Annotated in this window: 28 protein-coding genes and 1 riboswitch; of the genes, 9 read left to right on the plus strand and 19 right to left on the minus strand. The window is 39.0% G+C overall.

Translation table 11 applies throughout. The annotated features are described in order from the left end of the window. Nucleotides 1-16: 16 nt before the first annotated feature. From ABDW32_RS04995 to ABDW32_RS05005, 3 genes are read right to left on the minus strand one after another with little or no spacing between them, the layout of a single operon-like run. Nucleotides 17-454 carry a RimK/LysX family protein gene (locus ABDW32_RS04995; RefSeq protein WP_343560039.1) on the minus strand — a complete coding sequence of 146 codons (438 nt, stop codon included), beginning with the start codon at nucleotides 452-454 and terminating at the stop codon, nucleotides 17-19. 58 nt (nucleotides 455-512) lie between these two features. Next, entirely contained in the window at nucleotides 513-1691 is a 1179-nt protein-coding gene (locus ABDW32_RS05000) for an AIR synthase related protein (protein WP_077435360.1), read from the minus strand. Nucleotides 1692-1744: 53 nt separating this feature from the next. Next, a complete protein-coding gene (locus ABDW32_RS05005; protein ID WP_343560042.1) occupies nucleotides 1745-2227 on the minus strand; it encodes a DNA-deoxyinosine glycosylase in 483 nt (160 codons plus the stop codon). Between the two features lie 97 nt (nucleotides 2228-2324). On the opposite strand from ABDW32_RS05005, the gene ABDW32_RS05010 reads away from it, so the two are divergent. From ABDW32_RS05010 to mgtE, 4 genes are all read left to right on the plus strand, one after another. After that, entirely contained in the window at nucleotides 2325-3188 is an 864-nt protein-coding gene (locus ABDW32_RS05010) for an SPFH domain-containing protein (RefSeq protein ID WP_077435356.1), read from the plus strand. 10 nt (nucleotides 3189-3198) lie between these two features. Then, entirely contained in the window at nucleotides 3199-3375 is a 177-nt protein-coding gene (locus ABDW32_RS05015; RefSeq protein ID WP_343560046.1) for an Arc family DNA binding domain-containing protein, read from the plus strand. A gap of 86 nt (nucleotides 3376-3461) precedes the next feature. Further along, nucleotides 3462-4172 (plus strand): dipeptidase PepE, encoded by a 711-nt coding sequence (pepE, locus tag ABDW32_RS05020; RefSeq protein WP_343560048.1) that lies wholly within the window; start codon nucleotides 3462-3464, stop codon nucleotides 4170-4172. A 170-nt stretch (nucleotides 4173-4342) separates the two neighbouring features. Beyond that, nucleotides 4343-5659 (plus strand): magnesium transporter, encoded by a 1317-nt coding sequence (gene mgtE / locus ABDW32_RS05025; RefSeq protein ID WP_077435350.1) that lies wholly within the window; start codon nucleotides 4343-4345, stop codon nucleotides 5657-5659. Between the two features lie 94 nt (nucleotides 5660-5753). Here the strand turns inward: mgtE and ABDW32_RS05030 are convergent, their stop codons facing one another. From ABDW32_RS05030 to ubiE, 6 genes are all read right to left on the minus strand, one after another. Continuing rightward, nucleotides 5754-7001 (minus strand): voltage-gated chloride channel family protein, encoded by a 1248-nt coding sequence (locus ABDW32_RS05030; protein ID WP_343560049.1) that lies wholly within the window; start codon nucleotides 6999-7001, stop codon nucleotides 5754-5756. 34 nt (nucleotides 7002-7035) lie between these two features. After that, nucleotides 7036-7098, minus strand: a riboswitch (Fluoride riboswitch). 6 nt (nucleotides 7099-7104) lie between these two features. Further along, nucleotides 7105-7479, minus strand: coding sequence for a DUF423 domain-containing protein (locus ABDW32_RS05035; RefSeq protein ID WP_343560050.1), 375 nt, complete (start codon nucleotides 7477-7479; stop codon nucleotides 7105-7107). A gap of 9 nt (nucleotides 7480-7488) precedes the next feature. After that, nucleotides 7489-7944, minus strand: coding sequence for a GNAT family N-acetyltransferase (locus ABDW32_RS05040; protein WP_343560052.1), 456 nt, complete (start codon nucleotides 7942-7944; stop codon nucleotides 7489-7491). Nucleotides 7945-8031: 87 nt separating this feature from the next. Then, nucleotides 8032-8481, minus strand: a complete 450-nt coding sequence (locus ABDW32_RS05045; RefSeq protein ID WP_343560054.1) for a GatB/YqeY domain-containing protein — start codon at nucleotides 8479-8481, stop codon at nucleotides 8032-8034. 10 nt (nucleotides 8482-8491) lie between these two features. Further along, nucleotides 8492-9253 carry an SDR family oxidoreductase gene (locus tag ABDW32_RS05050; protein ID WP_343560056.1) on the minus strand — a complete coding sequence of 254 codons (762 nt, stop codon included), beginning with the start codon at nucleotides 9251-9253 and terminating at the stop codon, nucleotides 8492-8494. Nucleotides 9254-9341: 88 nt separating this feature from the next. Further along, the gene (gene ubiE / locus ABDW32_RS05055) at nucleotides 9342-10082 is read right to left on the minus strand and encodes a bifunctional demethylmenaquinone methyltransferase/2-methoxy-6-polyprenyl-1,4-benzoquinol methylase UbiE (protein WP_343560958.1); all 741 of its coding nucleotides are present in this window, start codon (nucleotides 10080-10082) and stop codon (nucleotides 9342-9344) included. Nucleotides 10083-10497: 415 nt separating this feature from the next. Here ubiE and dnaB point away from each other — a divergent pair, with 415 nt between their 5' ends. Further along, a complete protein-coding gene (gene dnaB / locus ABDW32_RS05060; RefSeq protein ID WP_343560058.1) occupies nucleotides 10498-12111 on the plus strand; it encodes a replicative DNA helicase in 1614 nt (537 codons plus the stop codon). Nucleotides 12112-12242: 131 nt separating this feature from the next. On the opposite strand, the gene ABDW32_RS05065 is transcribed toward dnaB, so the two are convergent. After that, complete coding sequence (locus ABDW32_RS05065; RefSeq protein ID WP_343560060.1) at nucleotides 12243-13136, minus strand: DUF3078 domain-containing protein; 894 nt, start codon at nucleotides 13134-13136, stop codon at nucleotides 12243-12245. A 138-nt stretch (nucleotides 13137-13274) separates the two neighbouring features. Between ABDW32_RS05065 and rlmH the strand changes: the two genes are divergently transcribed. Both rlmH and ABDW32_RS05075 read left to right on the plus strand, forming a co-directional pair. Further along, nucleotides 13275-13748 (plus strand): 23S rRNA (pseudouridine(1915)-N(3))-methyltransferase RlmH, encoded by a 474-nt coding sequence (rlmH, locus tag ABDW32_RS05070; protein ID WP_077435332.1) that lies wholly within the window; start codon nucleotides 13275-13277, stop codon nucleotides 13746-13748. A 44-nt stretch (nucleotides 13749-13792) separates the two neighbouring features. Next, nucleotides 13793-13921, plus strand: a complete 129-nt coding sequence (locus ABDW32_RS05075; protein WP_343560063.1) for a hypothetical protein — start codon at nucleotides 13793-13795, stop codon at nucleotides 13919-13921. A gap of 525 nt (nucleotides 13922-14446) precedes the next feature. Here the strand turns inward: ABDW32_RS05075 and ABDW32_RS05080 are convergent. The 4 genes from ABDW32_RS05080 to ABDW32_RS05095 all read right to left on the minus strand — a co-directional run bounded on the left by ABDW32_RS05080 (nucleotide 14447) and on the right by ABDW32_RS05095 (nucleotide 18475). Next, nucleotides 14447-15697, minus strand: coding sequence for a PQQ-dependent sugar dehydrogenase (locus ABDW32_RS05080; protein ID WP_343560065.1), 1251 nt, complete (start codon nucleotides 15695-15697; stop codon nucleotides 14447-14449). A 169-nt stretch (nucleotides 15698-15866) separates the two neighbouring features. Further along, nucleotides 15867-16112: a hypothetical protein gene (locus tag ABDW32_RS05085; protein WP_343560067.1), complete on the minus strand. Its 246-nt coding sequence runs from the start codon at nucleotides 16110-16112 to the stop codon at nucleotides 15867-15869. Between the two features lie 68 nt (nucleotides 16113-16180). Beyond that, complete coding sequence (gene murI, locus ABDW32_RS05090) at nucleotides 16181-17005, minus strand: glutamate racemase (protein ID WP_343560069.1); 825 nt, start codon at nucleotides 17003-17005, stop codon at nucleotides 16181-16183. Nucleotides 17006-17059: 54 nt separating this feature from the next. Then, the gene (locus ABDW32_RS05095) at nucleotides 17060-18475 is read right to left on the minus strand and encodes a glycoside hydrolase family 125 protein (RefSeq protein ID WP_343560071.1); all 1416 of its coding nucleotides are present in this window, start codon (nucleotides 18473-18475) and stop codon (nucleotides 17060-17062) included. A 196-nt stretch (nucleotides 18476-18671) separates the two neighbouring features. Between ABDW32_RS05095 and ABDW32_RS05100 the strand changes: the two genes are divergently transcribed. Beyond that, on the plus strand, nucleotides 18672-20345 hold the full coding sequence (locus ABDW32_RS05100) for a gliding motility protein RemB (protein ID WP_343560073.1): 1674 nt from the start codon (nucleotides 18672-18674) through the stop codon (nucleotides 20343-20345). Nucleotides 20346-20544: 199 nt separating this feature from the next. After that, nucleotides 20545-20964 (plus strand): type II 3-dehydroquinate dehydratase, encoded by a 420-nt coding sequence (aroQ, locus tag ABDW32_RS05105; RefSeq protein ID WP_343560074.1) that lies wholly within the window; start codon nucleotides 20545-20547, stop codon nucleotides 20962-20964. A gap of 183 nt (nucleotides 20965-21147) precedes the next feature. On the opposite strand, the gene ABDW32_RS05110 is transcribed toward aroQ, so the two are convergent. Genes ABDW32_RS05110 through ABDW32_RS05130 form a run of 5 tightly spaced genes read right to left on the minus strand, consistent with a single transcriptional unit; the run spans nucleotide 21148 to nucleotide 24846 of the window. After that, the gene (locus tag ABDW32_RS05110; protein WP_343560076.1) at nucleotides 21148-22122 is read right to left on the minus strand and encodes a bifunctional riboflavin kinase/FAD synthetase; all 975 of its coding nucleotides are present in this window, start codon (nucleotides 22120-22122) and stop codon (nucleotides 21148-21150) included. Nucleotides 22123-22177: 55 nt separating this feature from the next. Further along, complete coding sequence (truB, locus tag ABDW32_RS05115) at nucleotides 22178-22900, minus strand: tRNA pseudouridine(55) synthase TruB (protein ID WP_343560078.1); 723 nt, start codon at nucleotides 22898-22900, stop codon at nucleotides 22178-22180. A 9-nt stretch (nucleotides 22901-22909) separates the two neighbouring features. Then, nucleotides 22910-23704, minus strand: coding sequence for an undecaprenyl-diphosphate phosphatase (locus ABDW32_RS05120; protein WP_343560080.1), 795 nt, complete (start codon nucleotides 23702-23704; stop codon nucleotides 22910-22912). A gap of 15 nt (nucleotides 23705-23719) precedes the next feature. Then, nucleotides 23720-23965 carry a DUF3098 domain-containing protein gene (locus tag ABDW32_RS05125; RefSeq protein WP_077435312.1) on the minus strand — a complete coding sequence of 82 codons (246 nt, stop codon included), beginning with the start codon at nucleotides 23963-23965 and terminating at the stop codon, nucleotides 23720-23722. Nucleotides 23966-23967: 2 nt separating this feature from the next. After that, nucleotides 23968-24846: a permease-like cell division protein FtsX gene (locus ABDW32_RS05130; RefSeq protein WP_120258349.1), complete on the minus strand. Its 879-nt coding sequence runs from the start codon at nucleotides 24844-24846 to the stop codon at nucleotides 23968-23970. Nucleotides 24847-24884 lie beyond the last annotated feature (38 nt).

Consider the following 24884-nt stretch of genomic DNA (forward strand, 5'->3'; position numbering starts at 1 on the left):
GCTTTGCTATTTGTTTTTATTTTGACAGGGACTTCAAGGAGAGGTTTTCTTTGGAAACGTCGACCAAAAATCTGCGATATAGAAAATTTTTTCCTAAAAGCATGGGGTAAGTCATTTTGGAGCGATTTCTAAATGAAATCTTGATACTGAAAACCTGATCATAGAGCTTCGCCGTGGTCCGGATATAGTAACGTTTTTCCTCCTGGCCAAAAGAACTTTTAACGAGCTTGGTTTTGTAAAGTCTTAATTTAAGAATTTTGGTCTCCGCTGTTTCGAAATTAGTAATCAACTCGCAAAAAATCCAGTCCTGACCATCTTCATGAACGATCTTATAGGCGTTACAATGCAAGACCGAAGAAGCGGCACCTGTATCGACCTTCGCTTCTATGCCAAATATTCCTAATTCCGGTAGATCCAGGGTTTCTTTCCACCCCACGAAAAGTTTTTCTTTCATTTAAACCAAATGGAATAGATGCACCAGCCTCTTCAGTAGAGCTTGGTGCATTTCTATTTTATTCGTAAATAAATTCTCCAAAAGGAGACGTAATCGTTACCTTTTTAGAAGTAGCTTCTTCCACACGGCCGATAATTTGTGCCGGAACGCCGAAAGATTCAGAGATAGCAATGATGTCCGAAGCAATTGCTTCAGGTACATACAGTTCCATCCGGTGTCCCATATTGAATACCTTGTACATCTCTTTCCAGTCTGTATTAGACTCTTTCTGTATCAATTCGAAAAGTGGGGGAATTGGGAAAAGATTGTCTTTAATGATATGCACATCGTCAACGAAATGCAGTACTTTAGTTTGCGCTCCACCAGAACAATGTACCATTCCATCGATTTGGGAACGGTATTTATCCAATATATTTTTAATGATAGGAGCATAGGTACGCGTAGCTGAAAGCACAAGTTTGCCCGCAGTTACTTTTTCGCCCGTTTCCACGACGATGTCATTGGTTAAGTCCTGACTTCCTGCAAAAACTAGTTCGTATGGAACCGCAGGGTCATATGCCTCCGGATATTTCTCTGCCACTTTTTTGTTAAATACATCGTGACGTGCAGAGGTTAAACCATTGGATCCCATACCACCGTTATAGGATTTCTCATAGGTCGCCTTTCCATTGGATGCCAAACCGACAATTACATTTCCGCCTTTGATTCTGTGATTTGATATGACATCCTCGCGCTTCATGCGACAAGTCACCGTACTGTCGACGATTATTGTACGTACGAGATCACCAACATCAGCAGTTTCCCCACCAGTGGAATAAATACCGATACCTAAATCACGAAGTTCAGCCAATATTTCTTCTGTACCATTGATGATTTCTGCAATAACCTCTCCTGGGATAAGATTTTTATTTCTTCCAATTGTCGAAGAAAGTAGGATATTATCGGTTGCTCCAACACAGAGTAAATCGTCGATATTCATAATGATTGCATCTTGTGCAATGCCTTTCCATACAGAAATATCACCTGTTTCTTTCCAATATACATAAGCTAAGGAAGACTTGGTGCCCGCGCCATCAGCGTGCATGATATTGCACCAGTCTTGATCTCCACCCAAAATATCGGGAATGATTTTACAGAATGCTTTGGGAAAAAGACCCTTGTCGATATTTTTTATCGCATTGTGCACATCCTCTTTTCCAGCGGATACACCTCGTTGATTGTATTTTAAATCTGACATCTTAGCGCAAAAATAAACAATAGCGCTGAATTAACGAACCTTATTTATGTAATTTAATCACTTATAAGTATACGCCAATGCGCGATCAGTTTCTCAAGATTTGTTTTAGCATTAGCGGGACTTGTGCTGGGGAGACATACATAGGTAATGTTATCTCTTTTTTCGAAATGCTTTAAGTACAAATTGTAGGCCTTTTGTCCGTTAAAAATGACCCTTTTGATCATTGGATTTGCATCAAGGAGGGCCATGATTGGATTCGGACTTTCGTCTTTGATCGCTAGATCCATACTGCCAGGGCGGGATGCTTCGGCACATACATCCCATAAACCAATGCCATTTTCAAGTAGCAGGTTTACTTTTTCGCTATAATCTGTAGCATGGGGGCGGTTGTATAGGTGTCTCATCACTTTCCAAAAGCGATTTTGTGGATGTGCATAATATTCATTTTGCTCCAACGATCTGTCGCCTGGCAAGGACCCGAGGATAAGCGTTGTGGTATGGGCATTCACTAGTGGTAAAAAGGATTTTTTGAGCATACTCAAAAATAATAATAAAAATTTGAGCTTTGAAATATGGACTTTTTTTTGCTATATTTATGATATTAAAATGATATCAAATATATATTAATAAATTATGGAAAAATTGATTAAACCTATGTCAGGCTATTTAGCCTTATTAATTGCGGTAGCTTCTTTTATAGCTGCCATATTTTCATTTGCCAACGTCGACGAGAGTTCGCTTTATGTTGTCCTTGGTGTGGTCTTGATGATCGGGACATTCTTTATCCTGAAAGGATTAATGATCATTAATCCAAATCATTCACGTGTTTTAAATTTCTTTGGCCGATACGTGGGCACCGTAAAAGAAAATGGTTTGTTTTTTGTCAACCCCTTGTACTCTACGATCAAGATCAGTTTACGTTCGGACAACCTGCAAGGACAGACATTAAAGGTAAACGATAAGATGGGAAATCCGATTGAAATTGGCGCCGTTATCGTATGGCAAGTTGGGGATACCTATAAAGCAGCCTATGATGTCAGTAACTATACTTCTTATGTGCGTACACAGAGTGAAGCAGCTGTACGGCATCTAGCTGGAAGTTTTCCTTACGATAACCTTGAAGATGAAGGTGCGGAGATCACTTTGCGTGAAGGCGGCGATACCGTGAATCATATTCTTGAGCAGGAACTTTCCGATCGTCTTGCACCTGCTGGAGTGATTATTAAAGAGGCTAGAATCAGTCATTTGGCTTATGCATCCGAAATTGCTGGTGCCATGCTACAAAGACAACAAGCTGCTGCAATTGTTGCCGCACGTTCAAAGATTGTAGATGGCGCTGTAGGTATGGTGGAGATGGCACTTAAAAAGCTGTCTGAAAAAGATATTGTAGAATTAGACAATGAGAAAAAGGCGGCTATGGTAAGCAATCTAATGGTGGTACTTTGTGGCGAAAAGGCAGCAACACCAATTGTAAATACTGGTACGCTGTACCAATAAACAAAATAAAATGGCAGATAAAAAGAACTTTATGTTGCGGCTTGACGATCAGATGTACAAGGCATTGGAAAAATGGGCCGCAGATGAGTTTAGGAGTGTTAATGGGCAGATCGAATATCTTTTACATAGAGCACTGCAGGAAAATAAAAGATTGAGTACAGAGAAAAAGTCTGCTGATAAAAAATAAAGAATCAGAAACTAAAAATGTACCTTTGGCATCGTTGCAAGCGAAGCAAAAGGTACATTTTTTTATATCATTTTAAGAAATAAGATATGGAGATCAATCCAGTTTATAATTTATTGGTCGTAAGCACAAGTACCATCCATGGTAGTGGGTTTCTCGAATATATTAAAGAAGAATTTGTCAAATTTATCGCATCTGATGAATTGCTGTTTATTCCATATGCCCGGCCATCTGGAATATCTTTTGAAGACTATACAGCTAAAGTACAAGAAGCTCTAAATGGCCAAAATATCAAAGTTGCCGGATTACACGAGTTTCAGAATAAGAAAAAGGCCATTCAGGAAGCAAAGGCAATTTTTGTCGGTGGTGGTAATACGTTCTTATTGTTAAAGACATTGTACGATTTGGATCTTGTACATCAATTACGTGTACAGGTAGGCAAAGGGACACCGTATGTAGGGACCTCCGCCGGATCTAATCTTACAGGATTGACCATTGGTACAACAAATGACATGCCTATCGTTTATCCAGCGAGTTTTGACGCATTGGGATTTCTTCCTTTTAATATTAATCCACATTTTTTGGATCCGGATTTGAATTCGACTCATAAAGGAGAAACACGGGAAACCCGTATTCAGGAATTTCATCAATTTAATCCACAGCCCGTACTTGGATTACGGGAGGGAAGTTGGTTGAAAGTAAATCAAGGAGAAATAAGATTAGAGGGATCGTTGACTGCTCGGTTATTCCGGGCGAATAGGGAAGCCGTTGAACTTGCACCCGGATTAATTAATTTTTAAGGTTTTGTAAAATCTACACTCTTTTTGTAAGTTAATCATAAAGGAAATACGGTTAGCAGTCTATCTAAATAACAATAGAAGTCTTTCTCTTAAAAAAATACTTATGTAGATGATTGGATATCATACAAAATAAGCTACTTTTGCGCTAAATCCATTAAAATTTTCTTCCAATGGAACAAAATTCAGCATTACACCCAGCCGATATTGCGGAAGAAATATCGCGTCTAAATAAAGGTGAACAACATCAACATTTTATGGACTATCCGCTAGAGGATAGGTTGGAAATCTTTTCATTTTTGGAAGTAGATGTCCAATACACATTGATCAAATCAATGACTGAGCAGGAATTGTCTGAGTTGCTGAATAATCTAAAGCCGGATACGCGTAACGAATTGCTGTCTGAACTGCCCGACGATCTGATCAAATACTTGATTAATCTCTTGAACGAGCGTGAAAAGCAGATGGCGCTGGAGTTGATCGGATATAAAGAAGATAGCATCGCTCGGCTCATGACCCCCATGTATGTGCAGGTACGTCCCTATTACACAGTTGATGATGTGTTTCGACACATTAAAGTCTTTGGAAGAAAAGCGGAGACACTCAATTTTATTTATGTCGTTGATGAGAAAAATGTATTGATTGACGATTTGAAAATCGGTCAATTGCTTTTGTCTGATGGATCTACCAAGATTTCAGACTTAATCGATTATAACTTTGCGGCAATTAAGGCCTCAACTCCCATGGAGGAAGCCTTCGAAATTTTCCAGAAATACGACCGAAGTGCATTGCCTATTGTTACTGAAGCTGGCGTATTGGTTGGTATTGTGACATTTGATGATGTGTTGGACCGGATCGAAGATCGCGATACGGAGGATATCCAACGATTTGGAGGTATGGAAGAACTGGATTTAGCCTATACGAAGACTCCTTTACTTCAATTGATCCAAAAACGGGCGGGGTGGCTTATTATTCTGTTTTTCAGTGAGATGCTTACGGCTTCAGCGATGGGCTTTTTTGAAGGGGAACTGGAGAAAGCAGTGGTACTGGCATTATTTGTCCCCCTAATTATTTCCAGTGGTGGGAACTCAGGTTCTCAAGCCGCATCACTCATCATTCGTGCCATGGCTCTGGGTGAATTGAAACTTAAGGATTGGTGGTATGTGATGAAAAGAGAAGTTTCTTCAGGACTGATTTTGGGTGGAATATTAGGTAGTATTGGCTTTTTAAGGATATTAGCCTGGCATTTCCTCGGTCTGTATGATTACGGCCCTTATTGGATTGCAATAGGTCTTACAGTAGCTGTTTCTTTGTTATTTATTGTTCTTTGGGGAACTTTGTCTGGCTCTTTTATTCCTTTTATATTACGTCGGTTTGGTCTAGACCCGGCCACGGCATCGGCGCCTTTTGTGGCGACCTTGGTAGACGTCTCAGGGCTGGTTATTTATTTTACCGTTGCAGCATTCTTTTTGCAAGGAAAATTATTGTAAATCTCTTCCAAAAAAAATATAGGAAAAAGCATATAACCATATATTGTGGTTCTATGCTTTTTTATTTGCTCGAATTGTAGTTTTATTGCTCGAATTACAGGTTCAATTTTCGATATAATTTTTCTTTAATTCCTCCTTTTTGAGCAATATAGATCCCTTTCTTTCCAGAAAATAGGAATGCGGCTATACAGGCAATAGCTATGAAAACAACAGGCTGAAAACCGAAAAGTTCATATCCCATGATAATACAGGCCAGTGGAGTGTTTGTCGCACCGGAAAATACGGCAACAAAGCCCATCGCGGCCAACAGCCCTAAAGGGAGCGGGATAATGGTGCTGAGAGCACTTCCAAACGTCGCCCCTATAAAGAATAATGGGGTCACCTCGCCACCTTTGAAACCAGCAGAAAGGGTAAATGTGGTTAGTACCAATTTGAGGAGAAAATCGTAATTATCCGAAGGAGCGTTAAAAGCCTCCTGGATCATTGGGATACCTAAGCCGATATATTTGGTGCTTTTTAGTAATACTACAGTAATAACGATTATGATCCCGCCGATCACTGGTCTGAGCAAAGGGGATTTGATCTTTTTAAATTGAGCATTGAAGAAGTCCCCGGTAAAGGTAAATAACCAAGCGATTGCACCGAATAAAATTCCGGCAACCAAGCTAAAACCAATATTGCTTAAAGATAATGCCGGTATACTTTCGTGTATAGGATAATGCGTATGCGGAATATTCCACAACTGACAACTAAGGTTTGCCATATAGGCGGTGATAAGGCAGGGGAGTATACCAAAATATCTTTTTTTGCCAATGAGCAATACTTCTAGGCCAAAAACTGTTCCGGCAAGCGGAGTGCCGAAGACAGCCGCGAAACCCGCTGTAATACCTATGGATATGAGGATGCGGCGTTCGGTTTTATCGAAATTAAACCAACGGTTAAGCTGATCGGAAACTGCTCCGCCAATCTGGACCGCAGTGCCTTCGCGGCCGGCCGATCCACCAAATAGATGGGTGAGTAAGGTACCAAATAGCACCAGTGGCGCCATTACAAGTGGTATTCTACGTTGTGGATGAAGATATTCTTCGATCAGGAGATTGTTTCCCTTACTGGAAGGAGTACCCCAGCGCTGATAGCATAAGGCTATAATCAGACCAGCAAGCGGTAATCCGTAGATGATCCAGGAATGGGTCTCCCGATATGAAGTTACCCAGTTTAGGGAAAAAAGAAAGAATGCACAGATTGAGCCGACTACGAAACCTATTGTGCAGCAAGCGGTAAACCACTTAAAAAAGAAATGGAAATTAATTCGGATTGGTTGATTTGATATTTTGAAAGTCATAAGCCTACTTTATATAAAATTTGTTGTTTTTATACTTAAAGTAGACGTCATCAGCTTTTTAGGGCAGTTCAAGGCAGACATCATTGCCATATATTCAGCTAAGTTATAAAAAGCGTATGATAATTGCAAGCCAGCCAAGAATCATCAGTAATCCTCCTAATGGGGTAATAGGACCAAGAAATTTTAGATTTTTTTTCCAATGTTCCGCAAAAGAAAGAAAATAAATGCTTCCTGAAAATAATAATGTTCCCAAAGCAATTAGGTAATAAGCTGCTCTTTCGGATTGATGGTCAAATGGTAGGTTTAGCCCAAGAATCAGTAAAGTGATTGCCGCATACATTTGATAGCGAACACCAACTTCAAAAGAGTCCAGCTTTTCAGCCGATAGTATTTTCTTAAATGCATGCGCTCCAAATGCACCAAGGATAATGGCCAATGAACCGAAAACGGCTGCAGTAATGATTACAATATTATTCATAAATAGAACTTACTTAATAATTGATTTCGTCATATCAATGTGTAGAATCCCGTAATCTGGGTAGGGTTCAGAGTTTTGTTCAAATCCCAATTTCTCGTAAAAAGACTTTAAGTGAAATTGAGCGCCGATCTGAATATCCTGTGGACCAAAAGCTTCTAACGTTGCCGCAATAGATTTGTGCATCAGTAATTGACTAAGGCCTGTTCCACGAGCTTCCTTCGCAACAATGACGCGGCCGATGGACGGTTGTGGATAAGAAATTCCCGCAGGAACTAAACGGGTATAAGCGACAATATTCCCATCCTGTTCTGCCCAAAGATGTAAGCAGTCGTAGTCTTTGTCATCCAGCTCAGGATAAAGACATTCTTGTTCCAATACAAAAACCTCTACACGTAATTTTAAAATACGGTACAGTTCACGATTCGTAAGTTCGTCAAAATTCTTGAATTTCCAATTATATTCCATGATGGCTGATAAATCGAAGTAAATTGAGTTACCAACCCAGTATTAGCGCGTTTCAGGTTAGTAACTCAATATTATGAAATGGGGGAATTAAGCCAACAGGCTTTTTACCACTTCAGAGATTGTTTTCCCGTCAGCCTGTCCGGCTAATTTTTGATTGGCCGCACCCATTACTTTTCCCATATCTTTAATCGATGCAGCTCCGGTTTCAACAATGATCGCTTTGATAATGGCTTCCACTTCCTCTTTGTTCAATTGTTTTGGAAGGTAAGCTTCGATTACTTTTTCCTCTTCTACTTCAATTTGATAAAGATCTTCACGATTTTGATTTCTATAAATTTCAGCAGATTCGCGACGTTGTTTTACCAGTTTTTGTAAAACTTTGATTTCAGCTTCTTGATTCAATTCTTCAGCATGGCCTTTCTCCGTTTTAGCAAGGAGAATAGCCGCTTTAATGGCACGTAATCCGCGCAATGTTGCTGTATCTTTTGCAATCATTGCCGCTTTAATGTCTTGATTTATTTGCGTTTCTAATGACATGATATTTAAATTATTTTCGATTGACAATCGTGCCTGAAGCCTGTGCTGTTGGCATTATTAATAGGTCGTTGATATTTACATGGGCTGGTCTGCTGATAACAAAAAGTATTGTTTCCGCAATATCCGTTCCGGTCAGGGGCTGTACACCAGTATAAACACTTTTTGCTCTTTCTTTATCGCCGTGAAAGCGAACTTCAGAGAATTCCGTTTCAACCATTCCAGGATCGATTGAGGTTACTTTTATGCCTTTGGAAAGCAGGTCGATACGCATTGCTTTTGTAAGCGCATCTACCGCATGTTTGCTCGCGCAGTATACATTGCCGTTTGGATATACTTCTTTGCCTGCAATTGAACCTAAATTGACAATATGTGCGCCATTGGCAGTATCTAGTAACGGAATAACAGCTTTGCTGACATAAAGTAGTCCTTTGACATTGGTGTCGATCATTCTATCCCAGTCTCCAATATCGCCATCCTGAATCGGATCCAAGCCTTGGCTAAGTCCTGCATTATTAATCAATACATGGATTGTTTTCCATTCCTGAGGTAAACCATTTATTTGGTTTTGAACCTGTTCTGAATCTCTTACGTCTAGTTCAAAGGTATGAATTTTGATATCAGGATATCTTGAATTCAGTTTTTCCTTCAAATCATCCAATCGATTTAGTCTACGGGCACAAAGTAATAGATTGTAGCCTTCTTTTGCCAATACTTCAGCACAGGCTTGGCCAATACCTGAACTTGCTCCTGTGATGAAAACTGTCTTTGTCATATATTTTAACTCGTTGAAATCGTAAATCTTATTGCTGTCCATCATTTTATTTATTGATAAAATGATGATTCAAGCGTCATGTATAGACTTATTTGGTCGCAATATAAATCGTGCAGATACCGAATGTTTGTGGTCTTACAATTGTTTGTTCAAAGCCAGCTTTTTTATTTATTGCGACAAATTTCTGTCCATCGGGAAACTGAGCAACGGATTCCGGTAAATATTCGTAAGCACTGGCGTCTTTTGAGAAGAATTTCCCAATGGTCGGCGTTACATATTTGAAATAGAAATTATAAAGCTGTTTTATGGGGAATTTTTTCGGATTCGAGAATTCTAAAATAATAGCTTTGCCGCCAGGTTTCAATACACGGTAAATGTCAGATAATCCTTTTTCCAGATTTTCAAAGTTACGAACGCCAAATGCGACTGTAACAGCGTCAAAAGTATTGTCCTCAAATTGAAGTCTTTCAGAATCTCCTAACTGTACTTCAAATTGATTTTCCAAACCTTTGTTTGCTATTTTCTTTTTGGCGACATCGAGCATCCCTTGTGAAATATCAACTCCAATTATTTTTTTTGGATTTAATATCCTGATGGATTCTAACGCAAAATCACCTGTTCCCGTTGCTACATCCAGCATGAGTTGAGGCTTGATGGACTTAAGGGCATTAATAGCTTTCTTTCGCCATATAATATCAATCCCCAGGGACATGAAGTGGTTTAAGAAGTCATAGGAATGGGAAATATTATTGAACATATCCGCTACCTGTTTTTTCTTGCCATCATTGGCATCTTTATAGGGCTTTAATGTTGAAGAATCGTGCGTCATTTTACAAATATACAATATAAGAATATTTTTAATGCTTAAAATGGGATTTGTTTTTGGATTTATAGATTGAAGCCTTTTCCATTTTAACAAAGCGCAGTCAAAGTACTGTTCTGATCGAATTAATCCCCATCATTTTGAATTTCGGCCTTTTTGGTTATTCACAACGCATTAAGTTATCCACACTTTTTAATGTATTGATTTTAAGAGCTTGTTTTTTATTTTCAACACGTTTTCCACAAGCTGTGTTGAAAAGTGTCGCGATAAAACTGTGTCCTTCAAAGCGTTTTGACAGTTGGTGTTTGGTGGACTAAATGTGCTGTTTGTAATTCAGCCTATTTGTGAATTTTATTTTTTATACATTTGTTATCCGATCTTAAATTTAAGGATTGGGAAGCTATATTTCTGATATAATATCATGATGAACGAGAGCAATTTTGAAGCGAATAATACGGATAATAACAAAAGAGGTAGTTATGGTGAGCGCCGTACCAAATTAAACAACATGGTAAGCGGTTTAGGTAAGCTACCGCCCCAGGCAGTAGATCTTGAGGAAGCTGTTCTGGGGGCATTGATGCTTGAAAAAAATGCACTGAGTGAGATTATTGATATCTTAAAACCGGAGTCTTTTTATAAAGAATCACATCAGAAAATTTTTGAAGCTATATTTGGTTTATTTCAGAAAACTTCGCCGATCGATATTCTGACAGTTACCTCCGAGTTGCGTAAAATGGGAGCGCTCGAAATGGTAGGAGGAGCTTATTATATCACTCAGCTTACAGATCGGGTTGTTTCTGCTGCCAATATTGAATACCATGCACGTATTATTTCGCAAAAATATATTCAAAGGGAGTTGATCAAAGTTTCTACTGAAATCATCAATAGCTCTTATGATGAGACATCGGATATTTTCGATCTGCTGGATCATGCGGAAAAGAGTTTGTTTGATATCGCACAAAACAACTTGCGTAGAGATTCCCGTAAAATGGACGATATTATGCGCGAGGCAATCTCGAACCTTGAAATGTTGCGTGACCGTACGGATGGTCTTACCGGTGTGCCCTCAGGGTTAACCGCGCTGGACCGTATGACTTCCGGTTGGCAGCCCTCTGACTTGGTGATTATTGCTGCTCGTCCAGCGATGGGTAAAACGGCCTTTGTATTATCTGTGGCGCGAAATGCAGCCGTAGAACATGGAAAGGCGGTTGCTGTATTCTCGCTGGAGATGTCTTCTGTTCAGTTGGTTAATCGTCTGATCGCGGGCGAAACCGAAATTGAACAAGAAAAACTGAAAAAAGGAAATCTCGCCGATCACGAATGGCAGCAATTGCATTCACGTATCGGCCGCTTGACAGAAGCTCCAATCATTATCGATGATACACCGGCACTGAACGTCTTTGAATTTAGAGCAAAATGCCGTCGTCTGAAAGCGCAGTACGATATCCAAATGGTAATCGTCGATTACTTGCAGTTGATGCATGGTAAAGCTGAAGGCAAAGGTGGTGGTAACCGCGAGCAAGAGATTGGTAGTATTTCCCGCGCTTTGAAATCTGTTGCAAAGGAGTTAAATATTCCGGTTTTAGCCCTATCTCAATTAAGTCGTGCAGTTGAATCCAGGCCCGGAAATAGTAAGCGACCCATGTTATCCGATTTGCGTGAGTCGGGATCTATTGAGCAGGATGCCGATATGGTACTTTTCTTATATAGACCAGAATATTATGGCTTGACGGAAGATGAAGAAGGGCGTCCGACAGCAGGCGTAGGGGAGGTCATTATTGCCAAGCACCGTAATGGTGAAACAGGGATTGTGCCGCTTCGATTCGTTGGTAAATTCGTTAAATTCGTCGATCTCGAAGATGAGTTTTCTGGAATGGGAGGTGCTGATGGCTTTGGAGATGCTCCAACTACATTTTCTGCATCGGCATTGAATCCGTCGCCAAGCTTTGGTGATGACTTTGGCGGAGCAGGCTTTAGCGGTGGTATTACGATGCCTTCCCGTATGAATGATATGCCCGACGACGCACCTTTTTAATCTGAAATTTTACATTAGTATCCATAAATGGAAAAGCCGAAATATCATATTTCGGCTTTTTTATTGACTTAAGTTTAATTAACCATCGTAACAATCTTTGATGGAATGCTATATATTTTCACTTTAAGCAACTAGAATTTGTAGGTCACCCCAGCTCCCACGATCTGTCTGATCTGTAAAGCGGAGTTTCTTTTTCCAACTTCCTTTCCTTCTTTAATAATGGGAATAGCTGTATTGTCATCATAGATCATCTGTACTCCTGCATTTACAGTGATAAACTTATTGACCTTCATAAAGAGATTTGCGGTGTAATCAATATCCACATTCTGTGGTTTATCCAGGTAGTTTGAATAGAGTTTAAGGATATTTTCAAAGGAAACATTTTCCATAAGGTTTACTTTGTAATAAGCATCAAAAGAGGCGCCGAATTCTGTCCTTACCTTCTTTCCAGGATCAAGCCCGTATCGCGTAGAAAGGAGGGTGTCATTAACAAAAACAAATCTTACTGCTGCCGGAGACAAATTAAATCGCAGATTGTCGGATTTCTTATAGGCAAAACCCGGCCCAAAGCTTAAATATGCTGGCGCTAGAAATCGTGAAATGCGCTCTTTGGGAGTTTTGGTATAATCAAATCCATCGGCAAATTGCGTGTTAAAGTTCAAGAAAAAGGTATATAACCAATATTCTGAGGCTTTATGGCCAAGTAAGCTGTTTAATACCAGTCTGTCATCGTTTTTGCGCCAATCGGATTCCTTTTGGAAAGTTAAACCATAGGCTGCTAATACTTTATTATCCCAGGACCATTTGTCTTTCTTATAATTGAAATCATAATTTAAGGTAAGATTTCCCGAAAATGAATTGACACCCCCTGCTGCCCAATTGGAGAAAGAGCTTTGATTGATCAAAAAAGTGTTTTCACCTTTGATTGTCCATGTTTTAGCAGTATCTGTAGGGATTTCTTGGCTGAAGCTTCGAAAGCTAATTAAACTTAAGGCAATAAGAATGATGGATTTAATTTTTTTCATATTAAAATTTGGTTTTCGTGCATATTTTGCGAAAATAATTGTTCTATTACTAAACGAATAATATTGTTTATTGTTTTGTAGCTTTTTGTTTACGTATATTTTAAATAAAATCGGAACTTTGAGAACTTGATAGATACTATGAAAATAACGTTACTTTGTATTGGAAAAACAGATGATAAATACTTGATCGAAGGGATCGATAAATACATCAAAAGACTCAAGTTCTATGTTAATTTTAATATTGTTGTGATACCTGATATTAAAAATAGCAAAAGTCTTTCTGAGGAGCAGCAGAAAGATAAAGAGGCGGGGTTAATATTAAAACAATTGCAACCGCAAGATATGGTAATCCTCCTGGATGAGTTTGGCAAAGAGTTTCGCTCGCTGGATTTTTCCGCTTATTTGGAGAAAATGATGATCAATAGTGTGCAACATATGGTATTTATTATTGGTGGTCCTTACGGTTTTGACCAAAAGATTTACGACCGTGCCAGTTCCAAAATGTCCTTGTCAAAGATGACATTTTCACATCAGATGATCCGTTTATTCTTTACAGAACAACTCTACCGGGCTTTCTCAATTATGAAAGGTGAACCTTATCATCATGAATAATATGGAAAAAAGTCCGTAACTTCATCATGAATAAAAACAAACTTATGAATTTGCCGAATAAACGTGATTATCACTATAAAAGTGACGAAGGAGAGAAAAATAGTCAGTTGAACAAATACATCATGATAGCCTGTATTATTATCGTGATTTTGCTGGCACTTTATTTCGCATAATTTGATATCCTCTATTTACGGAATAAGTAAAAGAATAAATCTCTTACTTAATATCCGTATGGAGGACATCAGCAGATGATTTTAATGAATTTAATTGAATTTGTTGGAAGAGAACGCTTAATTTTTTGGAGAAGTTTGAGAGGTTTTGCGCGTTCTTTTTGGTTCAGTGTTGTTGATAAATCCCCAGTTGGTCACGTAGAATGATAAGGGGTTAATTTCTAATAATTTTTTCATTTTTTCTTTTTTTACCATATAATAATTTATTGTTTCGGCAATATACCCTCAATAATCAGGCCAAAGTTTAGATTATGTCAAGTTGCTTCTGGTAAGTTACCTTTGAAACTTCGCGTTGGAGCCGCCTCATTACTTGGCATTCGGCGAGTGGTATAAAGTAAAATATAAGGTTCCTAATCTTAAAGCGAGCTTGTGAGATCTAATGTTTGAAATAAACTGCTTTGGCCGATATCAATACAATTAAAGAAAAATGGGGCGTATCCTTTGGAACGCCCCAGTACAGTACCATGCTTATTTTTTATCTATTTTATATAGTCTTCCAAGATCGGTAATGGCATATAAAGCACCGTCAGTCCCCTGTGTAATATCCCTGAATCGTTGTCCCTCGTTGCCCAATAGTCGTTCTTCACCAACAACCTTATTATCTTTCAAAATAATTCTAGCAATATGGGTGCTACTTAATCCGCATATAAAGAGATTGTTTTTCCATTCTGGGATGTTTTGTCCGGTATAGAATGTAATTCCGCTAGGAGACAGTACCGGATCCCAGTAATAGACTGGTTGCTCAAGTCCCTCTTTTTGCTGTATACCAGCGCCCACTTTATCGCCTTTGTATTCGATTCCGTAGGTTATGGTTGGCCAACCATAATTGTTACCTGCCTGGATCCGATTGAGTTCATCTCCACCACGTGGTCCAAATTCTGTCTCCCATAAATCTCCGGTTTCAGGATGGAAAGCAAGCCCCTGAGGATTACGATGTCCATAACTGTAGATCTCTGGTCGAGCATTGGCTTTTCCAATAAATGGATTACCAGATGCAGGCTGCCCATCTTTTGTAATGCGCAAAATCTTCCCTAGCGCAGCATTTAAATCCTGAGCCAAAGGTCTTGTCTCTAAATCGGAACGTTCTCCGGTACTAAAGACAATATTTCCTTCTTTGTCAAAAACAATACGTCCGCCATAATGTAGATTGCCTTTATGTGCCGGAGTGGCTTGATAGATGACCTTGGCGTCTTCGATTGATTTATCATCGGTCGAAAGTTTACCCTTGGCAACGGCTGTTAGCGTTCCTGCAGGGGTATTGTCCGCAAACACCCAATATACCATACGGTTTGAACCAAAATTCGGGTCGAGCCTTAGACCGAGCAACCCACCTTGACCACTGGCATTGACCGCGGGTATTCCCTTAATAGGTTCGCTTAATTTACCATCGGTGCCTGCAATACGCATATTGCCTTCTTTCTCCGTAATCAGTAGTCTGCCATCCGGTAGTGCAGCAATGCCCCAAGGAGACTTTAATCCTTCCGCGATAACTTTACCCTCAAACGCTGTCTTTGTTTTAGCGCCCGCAATTCGAGTCTGTCCGGCAAACGCAGGTTTGTAATCCGAGTTTGCTTTTTGTGTCTCTACCGGTGGATAGCTTGTGGTATCCGTAGAGTTCGCTGTACTATCTGAACCGGCGTTTGAATTCGCATGATTGGAGTTACAGGCCGTCATGCCTAACGCTATTGTTAAGAGGCTTATTGTCAGTTTATTTTTCATTATTAGTGACTTGTTTTTTGGTCTGATTGTTCGCTTGAAGATATTAAAAAATAATTGAAATGAGGTTTGATATCATGTAATAAATTTATCGACATCCTGTCACAAACCCAACAGTGGGACGATGGGATAACAATTCCCTCTTTTTTTGCAGGGTATTTTTAAGGAGAAACTAGAGCGTATTCAGACAGTGATTTAGTATCTGTTGTAATTCATTGTCCTTATTCACAAAATAATCGCTTACCTCTAGTATTGCATCTGTGCTTAAATTATAGACACATACAGGAATATAATTTGGCTGAGCGGATGTTTCAAAAGTCTTAAAATAGTCCGCACTTTCCTGGAAAGTTGAAAACTCTTTTGACTCACAATGCTGGGTTTCTTGATTGTATGCAATCGTTACAAAGTTCTTTTTCATTTTACACTCCTTTACGTGATAACGAAAGGTAAAGCATAAAAGTTTTAAGAATTCGCAGCTTTTTATTTTTAAACACTGATATGACTGGCATCTACATGTTTCCCAAAGAATATTTTTGCTTTGGTTTCAAAATCCCTGGGATCATCTGTGGTATAGAAGGCCAATTGACTATTTTTTGAACAGTATGCTTCTATTTCAGTATGACGGCTAAGATAGTTTTGCAGGCTCTGCGCAACAATAGGCCCTTGCGAGATAATATTGACATTTTTTGGGACATATTTTTCGATGACCGGTAATAATAAAGGGTAATGTGTGCAAGCTAATACGATGGTATCAATTTGTTCCGATTTCTGTAGGAGCTCATGGAGGTCTTTTTGGACAAAATAATGTGCCCCCTCCGTATTGATCTCATTATTTTCAACGAGCGGAACCCAGAAAGGGCAGTCATGCTGAAAAACTTCAATTTCCGGATTAAATTTATGTATCTCGATCTTATACGATTCAGATTTTACGGTTCCGGTTGTGGCCAGAATACCAATTTTATTTGTCTTCGTGTAATTATGAATAATTTCAGTCGTTGGTCTGATTACCCCAAGTACTTTTTTTCCCGGCGGAAGATCATTTTGCTGAATCGTTCTTAATGCCTTTGCAGAGGCGGTGTTACAGGCTAGGATAACGAGATTACAGCCGAGGTCAAATAGTTTAAATACGCACTGCTTGGTGTAATTATATACGGTTTCAAACGAGCGTGTACCATAGGGAACACGTGCATTGTCTCCTAAATAAATATAGTCATATTGGGGTAGGAGCTGTTGAATTTCTTTAAATACAGAAAGGCCACCATAACCGGAGTCGAAAATGCCAATAGGACCAGAAGTTAGTGTATTATCCATAACGCAATGCTATAAGTTACGTCCACCTATAACATTGCGTTATAAGATTCAGTTTTACTGAAGCAAAGATGGTTTCTCTTTATATATTTTCCAAATTAATTCGCCAAATAATGTATTGGTCCAGGCAAACCAATGTCTTGTGTATTTCTTTGGATCGTTTTTATGGAAAGATTCATGCATAAATCCTGTTCCACCGTGTGTACTCACCAACGTTTTGATACAGTTGCGAATCTCCTCGTCATTTGTTGAGGTCTGCGCACGCATAATAATGGACATTGGCCAGATCATATCACGACCGATATGAGGCCCACCGATGCCCTCAGCAGCAGTACCTTTAAAAAAGAATGGATTTTTATCTGACAATACAAAATTACGGGTACGTTGATACACCTCATCATTGATATCGACTGCTCCTAGGTAAGGTAGAGCTAATAAACTAGGGATGTTGGCGTCATCCATCATCAGGTGACTTGAATAACCGTCAACTTCAAAAGCATATATCCTTCCTAATGTCGGGTGATCGATGATTCCAAATTTATTTATCGCGGCTTCAACTTCATTTGCCAGGGATTCCATTTTTGCCGAAAGCGTCTGTTCGTTTTTTACTTTTTTAAGAATTTCAGCGGCTTGTCTCAAGCTGACAACGGCAAAGAGGTTGGAAGGTATCAGGAACGAAAAGATAGTCGAGTCGTCCGAAGGTCTGAAGCTGGAGCAGATTAATCCTACTGGATTTACAGGATATCCATAACCGTCTACCTGTAAGGTATCGGAACCTCTCGATGTTGTCCGTTCAAATTTGTAGGGACCCAAATTATCTTTACGTTGCTGTTCAACGAAAGTTTGATAGATTTTGTGTTGTGCCTCTAGCCACTCGTCATTGAAGGGGCTGCTATCATTTGTTTCCTTCCAGTAGTGATAAGCTAACCGGATTGGGTAACATAATGAGTCGATTTCCCATTTCCGTTCATGAATTCCAGGTTTCATGCTGGTATGATCGCTGAACCATTCTCCTTTTTTTGTTGGATCATTATAAAATGCATTGGCATAAGGGTCAATATTGATGCATTTACTTTGTTTCTGTATTAATCCTACAATGAGGTTCTGTAGTTTTTTATCTTTTTTCATGAAAGGAAGATAGGGCCAAACCTGTGCACTACTATCACGTAACCACATGGCATCGATATCTCCAGTAATAACGTAGGTGTAGTTTCTACCATTTTCAACATAGGGAAATACCGTTGTATCTAAGGTATTTGGAAAGCAATTGTTAAATAACCAGGCCAGTTCCTTGTTTTTCACATTTTTTTGAAACTCTATAATGGCATCTTCAATTACTTTACTTGAAAAAAGCCGTTTTTCTTTCGCTGTTCGTACAGTAGGAAAAGAATGTTCCTGAGCAAATGAAAATTTGCTTGCAAATGCACCTGCTGTCAATAAGGTTGCGTTTTGGATAAATGTTCTGCGTTTCATGCTTATTAGGGCTGATTTTTTGTTATACAAGGTTATTTACGAAGATGCAAGATATAAATATTTTTGAATATAACGAACAGCAAATACGATTTAGCATTATAAAATTGACTCCAAATAGGAATAAAGTCATTTTTATTCGGTTAATTTGCAGTTAGGAATGCATTTTGCTAGAAGAAATAATCTTTGAAATAATTTTATGAGGCTTAATATATCAAAAAAAAATAATTTACTTCGAATTGTGCTCGCAGGCATCGGAGTAGGTGTCTCCTTCACAGGATTTGGGCAAATTAAAAGTCAGCCTTATTCGTATCATTTCTATCAGAAAATGAACGATGTCGTTTATTCTACGGAGACAAGAATGCATACATCAGCCAAGCCTTTTGTCATTAAGGATTCGCTGTTGTTGGCCAAATTTGACTCCATACAATCCAATAAACCAGTTTCCTCATCAAATTGGTTTATGCGTAAAATCTTCAATGAGCATTTAGTTCAGGTGGAAAAAGATGATTATACCTTTTATGCGGATTTTTTACCGGATATGTATATCGGGAAAGACATGCAGGGGGATAAACGTCGTACCTGGATGAATGGCAGAGGATTTCAGGTGGGGTTAAATGTAGGTAATAAATTTACCTTTAATTCTTCAGCCTTTGAAAGTCAGGCAGTTTTCCCAAAATATTTGGACGATTATATTGTTGCCCATAAAGTAATTCCTGGTCAAGGAAATACCAAGTTTCAGTCTAAAAATAAAATGGATTGGATGTATGCGACTGCAAGCATGACCTATGATGCGCACAAGTATATTCAAGCGACTTTAGCTTACGATAAAAACTTTATTGGGGATGGGTATCGCTCCATGTTACTTTCTGACTTTTCATCCAATTATGCGCATCTAAAGTTGACCGGTACAATCGGAAATGTGCAATATACCTCCATTTGGGCCTATATGAATGATCCGACACATCCCAGACAGGATTTAACAGGAACATTTCCTATGGAAGGACAAATTAATACGCGTTTGGGAGACGGTAAGAAATGGGGGGCTTTTCAATACCTGGATTGGAATGTGACTAACAAGTTATCGGTAGGATTTTTCCAATCCGTCGTTTGGGCAGCGCAGGACGAAGCCGGAAAGAGGGGCTTTGACTTTAGTTATCTGAGTCCAATTATTTTTATACGCCCTGTAGAGAGTAATAACCGCACGTCGCCAGATAAAATGTTCCTTGGACTGACCTCAAAATATAAATTACCTTATAACCTGACTGTATATGGTCAATTCCTATTGGGCGAATTTACGGCTAAGGAATTTTTTGCAGGAAGAGGTTATGCCCATAACAAATGGGGGGCACAGTTAGGCGTAAGAGGTTATGATATGTTTGGCGTTAAAAACCTCAACTTCCTAGCGGAATATAATACGGCTAGACCTTATACCTATGCGCACTTTAAATCTTATTCCAATTATAGCAACAATGCGGAACCATTGGCACACCCTAAAGGAGCAAACTTTAGAGAGCTTGTTGGTCTGGTTAACTACGCCTGGGATAGATGGGATTTTTCATTGCAGGGAATGTATACGCAAAATGGGTTGGATCTGCCTGACGGAAGTAATATGGGCGGAGATATCTTTCAGTCCTATCGGACTATTCCAAATATGTATGGAAACCATATCGCGCAGGGGATAAAGAATAATATTTATTATGCTGACGCCAAAGCAGCATATGTTCTTAACCCTAAATATAACCTTCGGTTAGAATTGGGCTATATGCAACGTTATGCCAAAGCGCAGTATGATACTCCGGTCGTGAACAAATCAGGTGTGGTAACATTTGGACTTCGTTCGAGCTTTAGAGCGATCTATAATGATTTATAGGAAGTTTTTATATATTTGAAGCACATTACTGAGCTTAACTGAACATCATGATTAATCAGGCCGTACAAAGGAATGTATCATCATGATGTTTCTTGTTTAATGCACCATTTTATTTTCAATTACAATGCTAAGAATGTGCTGATGAAAATTGGAATTCATGGTCGAATAGACAAATATTGAATAAATCACTAGAATACATATGAAAAAAATCCTAGTATTAAATGGCCCAAACTTAAATCTATTGGGTGTTAGGGAAAAGTCAATTTATGGAAGTCAGGATTTCCTGAGTTATTTTGAGGAATTGAAAAAACGCTTTTCAGCAGTTCAGTTGGAATATTTTCAGAGTAACTCCGAAGGAATATTAATTGATAAAATTCATGCAGTCGGCTTTGAATACGATGGAATAGTAATGAATGCTGGGGCATATACGCATACTTCCGTTGCGATTGGCGATGCGATTGCAGCTGTTCAGACGCCAGTCATTGAAGTTCATATCAGCAATGTCCACCAACGTGAGGAATTTAGACATCATTCTTTTCTGGCTAAAAATTGTAAGGGTGTGATCTGTGGTTTTGGGTTGGATAGTTATAGGCTTGGTATCGAAGCACTTTTAGTTTAAAAATTACAGCAGGTATTTGGATCTGCCCGGAATTCGTTCAGTGGAGCAGGGGCGATTAAAGTAGGTAATAAATAAGACAATGAATAAACGGATTATACCAAAGCAATAAGGAGGCTAATAATATATATAAAGAAGAAGAGCGGGATTCCCGCTCTTCTTCTTTATATATATTGTCCGTAGATTTTATCCAATAAGACCTCTTATTGCGATTTCATCTGCCTTGATCTGCGCTTTCATTTCTTCAAGTGAATCAAAACGTTCGTCATGTCGGATAAAATGCAGGAATTTGACGCGGAGTGTCTTCCCATAGATGTCCCGATCAAAATCAAATAGACTGATTTCAATGGCACGGTTCATTCCATCGACGGTAGGTCTTGTACCGATATATCCCATCCCTTTCGCAATAGAAATAGGACTTTCTTCCTTATATTCGCCAGTAGTGATATTCTGGATATGATCGTAAATATACACTTCAACCGCATATATCCCATAAGCAGGAATTAACTTATGCGGTTCATGCACCTGTAGATTGGCGGTAGGAAAACCAATTGTCCGGCCAATTTGATCTCCCCTGATGACGGTGCCCGTTAACTCAAACGGATAACCTAAGTATAGATTAGCTGTTTTGATATCCCCTTTTATAAGTGCTTCACGCACACGGGTAGAAGAGACAGCGATATCATTGATATCCTGTTCAGGAATTTCTTCTACGCTATAGTCAAATATGGAAGCAAACTGTTCCAGATCGCCCAATGTGCCTTTACGATCTTTTCCGAAATGGTGATCATATCCGATAACGATTTTCTTTGTACCCAATTTACCTACAAGCACATTGCTGATATATTCTTCAGGAGTTTGATTGGAAAAATCCCGGGAGAAGGGGATAATGATCAGATGGTCAATACCGACCTTACCCAGTTGACTTACTTTCTCCTCAATATCATTGATTAAACGTAAGCTATCATCATCTGGATTAATAATTAATCGCGGATGCGGGAAAAAAGTAAGTAATATGGTTTCACCGTTAATTTTTTGAGCAGCCTCCTTTAAGTGGACTAATATCTTCTGATGACCGATATGGACACCATCAAAAGTACCAATGGTAACTACTGCGTTTTCAACGGGGGAGAAATCTTCTAAACTTCTGTAGATTTTCATTTATAGGATTTTTTGCAAAAATAAGATAAAGAATCAATAAAGTGCGCCGACCGGCTTATTTAATGATTTCCTTATGACGTTTTATTTCGGCGATAAGCTGTTCAAGATTCCAGGCGTTTTCAACATGATAATCACCACTTTTGGTACGTCTTAGCGAACTCAAGTGTGATCCACTATGTAGCACTTTTCCAAAGTCGTACGCCAATGATCGGATATAAGTGCCCTTTGAACAAGAAATGCGAAAATACACATTCGGAAGTTCTATCTTCTCGATTTCGAAGCTGTTGATCCGCACCTGGCGGGATTTTATTTCGACTTCTTCCCCGCGGCGGGCCTTCTCGTAGACGCGCTCACCATTTATTTTTATAGCCGAGTGCGCCGGTGGAAGTTGCTGAATGTCGCCTTCAAACGTCTTTGCAGCATCGAAGATCATCTGTTCGGTGATATGATCAATCGGAAATGTCTCATCAATTTCGGTTTCCAGGTCATAGGAAGGGGTGGTTCCCCCCAATGTAATTGTCCCTGTGTATTCTTTGTCTTCAGCCTGATAAGCGTCGATCTTTTTTGTCAGCTTACCTGTGCAGACAATCAATAATCCCGTTGCTAAGGGATCCAAGGTACCTGCATGGCCAACTTTTAATTTCAATGGTTTCAGTGAGTTTCTGACTTTACCAACAACGTCGAAACTTGTCCATGTCAAAGGTTTATCAATCAACAACATTTCACCTTCAGCAAAACTAAACCTTGCTGAGCTTTCACCAACCTTGTTATTTTCCATGAAAAAAAATTAGATAATTTGTAAACTATGACCTGATAGAAGTAGTGCCAAAATAATCACTCCGACAACTATTCGATACCATCCGAAAGCCTTAAAGCCATATTTTGTTAAAAATCCAATAAAAGATTTAATGGCAATAATTGCGACAACAAAACCAATTAAGTTGCCAACGATAAGGAGATTTAGTTCCTCACCTGTAAAGGTATTTCCTTCTTTGAAGAATTTTAGCAGTTTCACTGCCGATGCGCCAAACATCATCGGTAGAGCCAGAAAAAATGAAAATTCTGCTGCTGCTTTACGGGTTAGTTTTTCGGCCATACCACCAATGATGGTACTTGCTGAGCGGGATGTTCCCGGGATCAAAGCAAGACACTGGTATATTCCGATCATAAAGGCTTGCTTATAGGAAACATTGTCCGAATCTTCAACAGTAGGTTTATTAAACCATTTGTCCACAAAGAGTAAAACAACGCCACCAATGACCAGCATGATGGCAACCATTAGCGGGCTTTCCAGAAGTGAATCGATGTAATCATTGAAAAGTAAGCCCAATACCGATGCCGGAATAGCCGCAATCACCAGTTTATAATAAAATGAAAGCGATTTAAAGAAACGCTTATAATACAAAACAAGAACAGATAATATTGTTCCCAGTTGAATGACAATTGTAAATAACTTAACAAAGGCTGAGGGTTGGATACCCATCAAGGCAGTTGCTATAATCATATGACCTGTGGAGGAGACAGGCAAAAACTCCGTTAATCCTTCGATAATAGCAAGGATTATAGCTTCAATAATAGACATCTGTTTTTAATAAAGTTATTCTTCAGTTTTCGTTGTTTTGGGACGATATAAGATCGCTACAAAGCCTAAGGCAAAGCCTAGAACAACGACAATAGGTGCTAAGGTAATTTTGGTAAAGCTATAAATATCACTCTCCCCGGACATCAATGCGAAGCCGATAACAACAATAACCAAGCTAGCTATGAAAAGCTGGTAATTTATTTTGGAAAATACGAAGGAACCTTTATTTACAGATTCAGTGGTTTTCTTTATTTGAGCCATTTTTATCTATATAAATCGTTAGATTGAGCTTTTAAATATTTCGTTACAGCGAAGTAGGTGCTAAGGCCGGAGATTAAAATCCCGATGCAGATAACCCCCAGGAAGATGATCGCAAACTCAAACCAGTTGCGTAGAAAGACCAATTCCGGTATTTGTTGCTGCGCTAATTTAAGGGTCAATATCAATAGTAGAATCGCAATCAGTGAACCTAATAAACCATGGATAATGCCATAGGTGATAAAAGGTTTGCGAATAAAGTTCTTGGTTGCGCCAATTAACTGCATGCTTTTAATTAGGAAGCGCTGCGAATAAATGGCCAGACGAATTGTATTATTGATTAATGCAACAGCAATGATCAATAAAATCACCGCAAATGCCAAAACGATCATTCCAATGATACGTACGTTTTTATTGACCATATCAATCAGTGATTCCTGATAGACAACCTCTTTTATTTTGTTGTTTTTGGAGATTTTTTCGATGAATGTTTTGATGCTATCTGTATTGGCATAATTTTCCTTCATATAAACATCCAATGATGGTAATAAAGGATTGTGTCCAAGGTATTGCACAAAATCTTCGCCTAGATCTTCTTTCAGGTTTTTTGCAGCAATTTCCTTGCTGATATACACGGAGCGAAGGACATAAGGGTCTTTTTCAAGATCTTTTTGTAAAGAAAGTACATCCCCTTCGCTGGTGCCATCATTTACAATGACATTCAGGACGATGTTTTCTTTAACGTACTTTGAAAGATTTTTAGCGTGCACCAATAGTAAGCCCAACATACCTGTTACCAATAGTACCAGCGCAATACTGATAACCGTGGATACGTATACAGACTTTGTTTTTCTTTTTTGTGTGCTTAATTCGTATTCTGACATAATAAGCAAAAATTTATTTGCGAAAGTAACTAATTGAG

Origin of the sequence: Sphingobacterium sp., from assembly GCF_039596235.1 — a bacterium.
Lineage (GTDB): Bacteria > Bacteroidota > Bacteroidia > Sphingobacteriales > Sphingobacteriaceae > Sphingobacterium.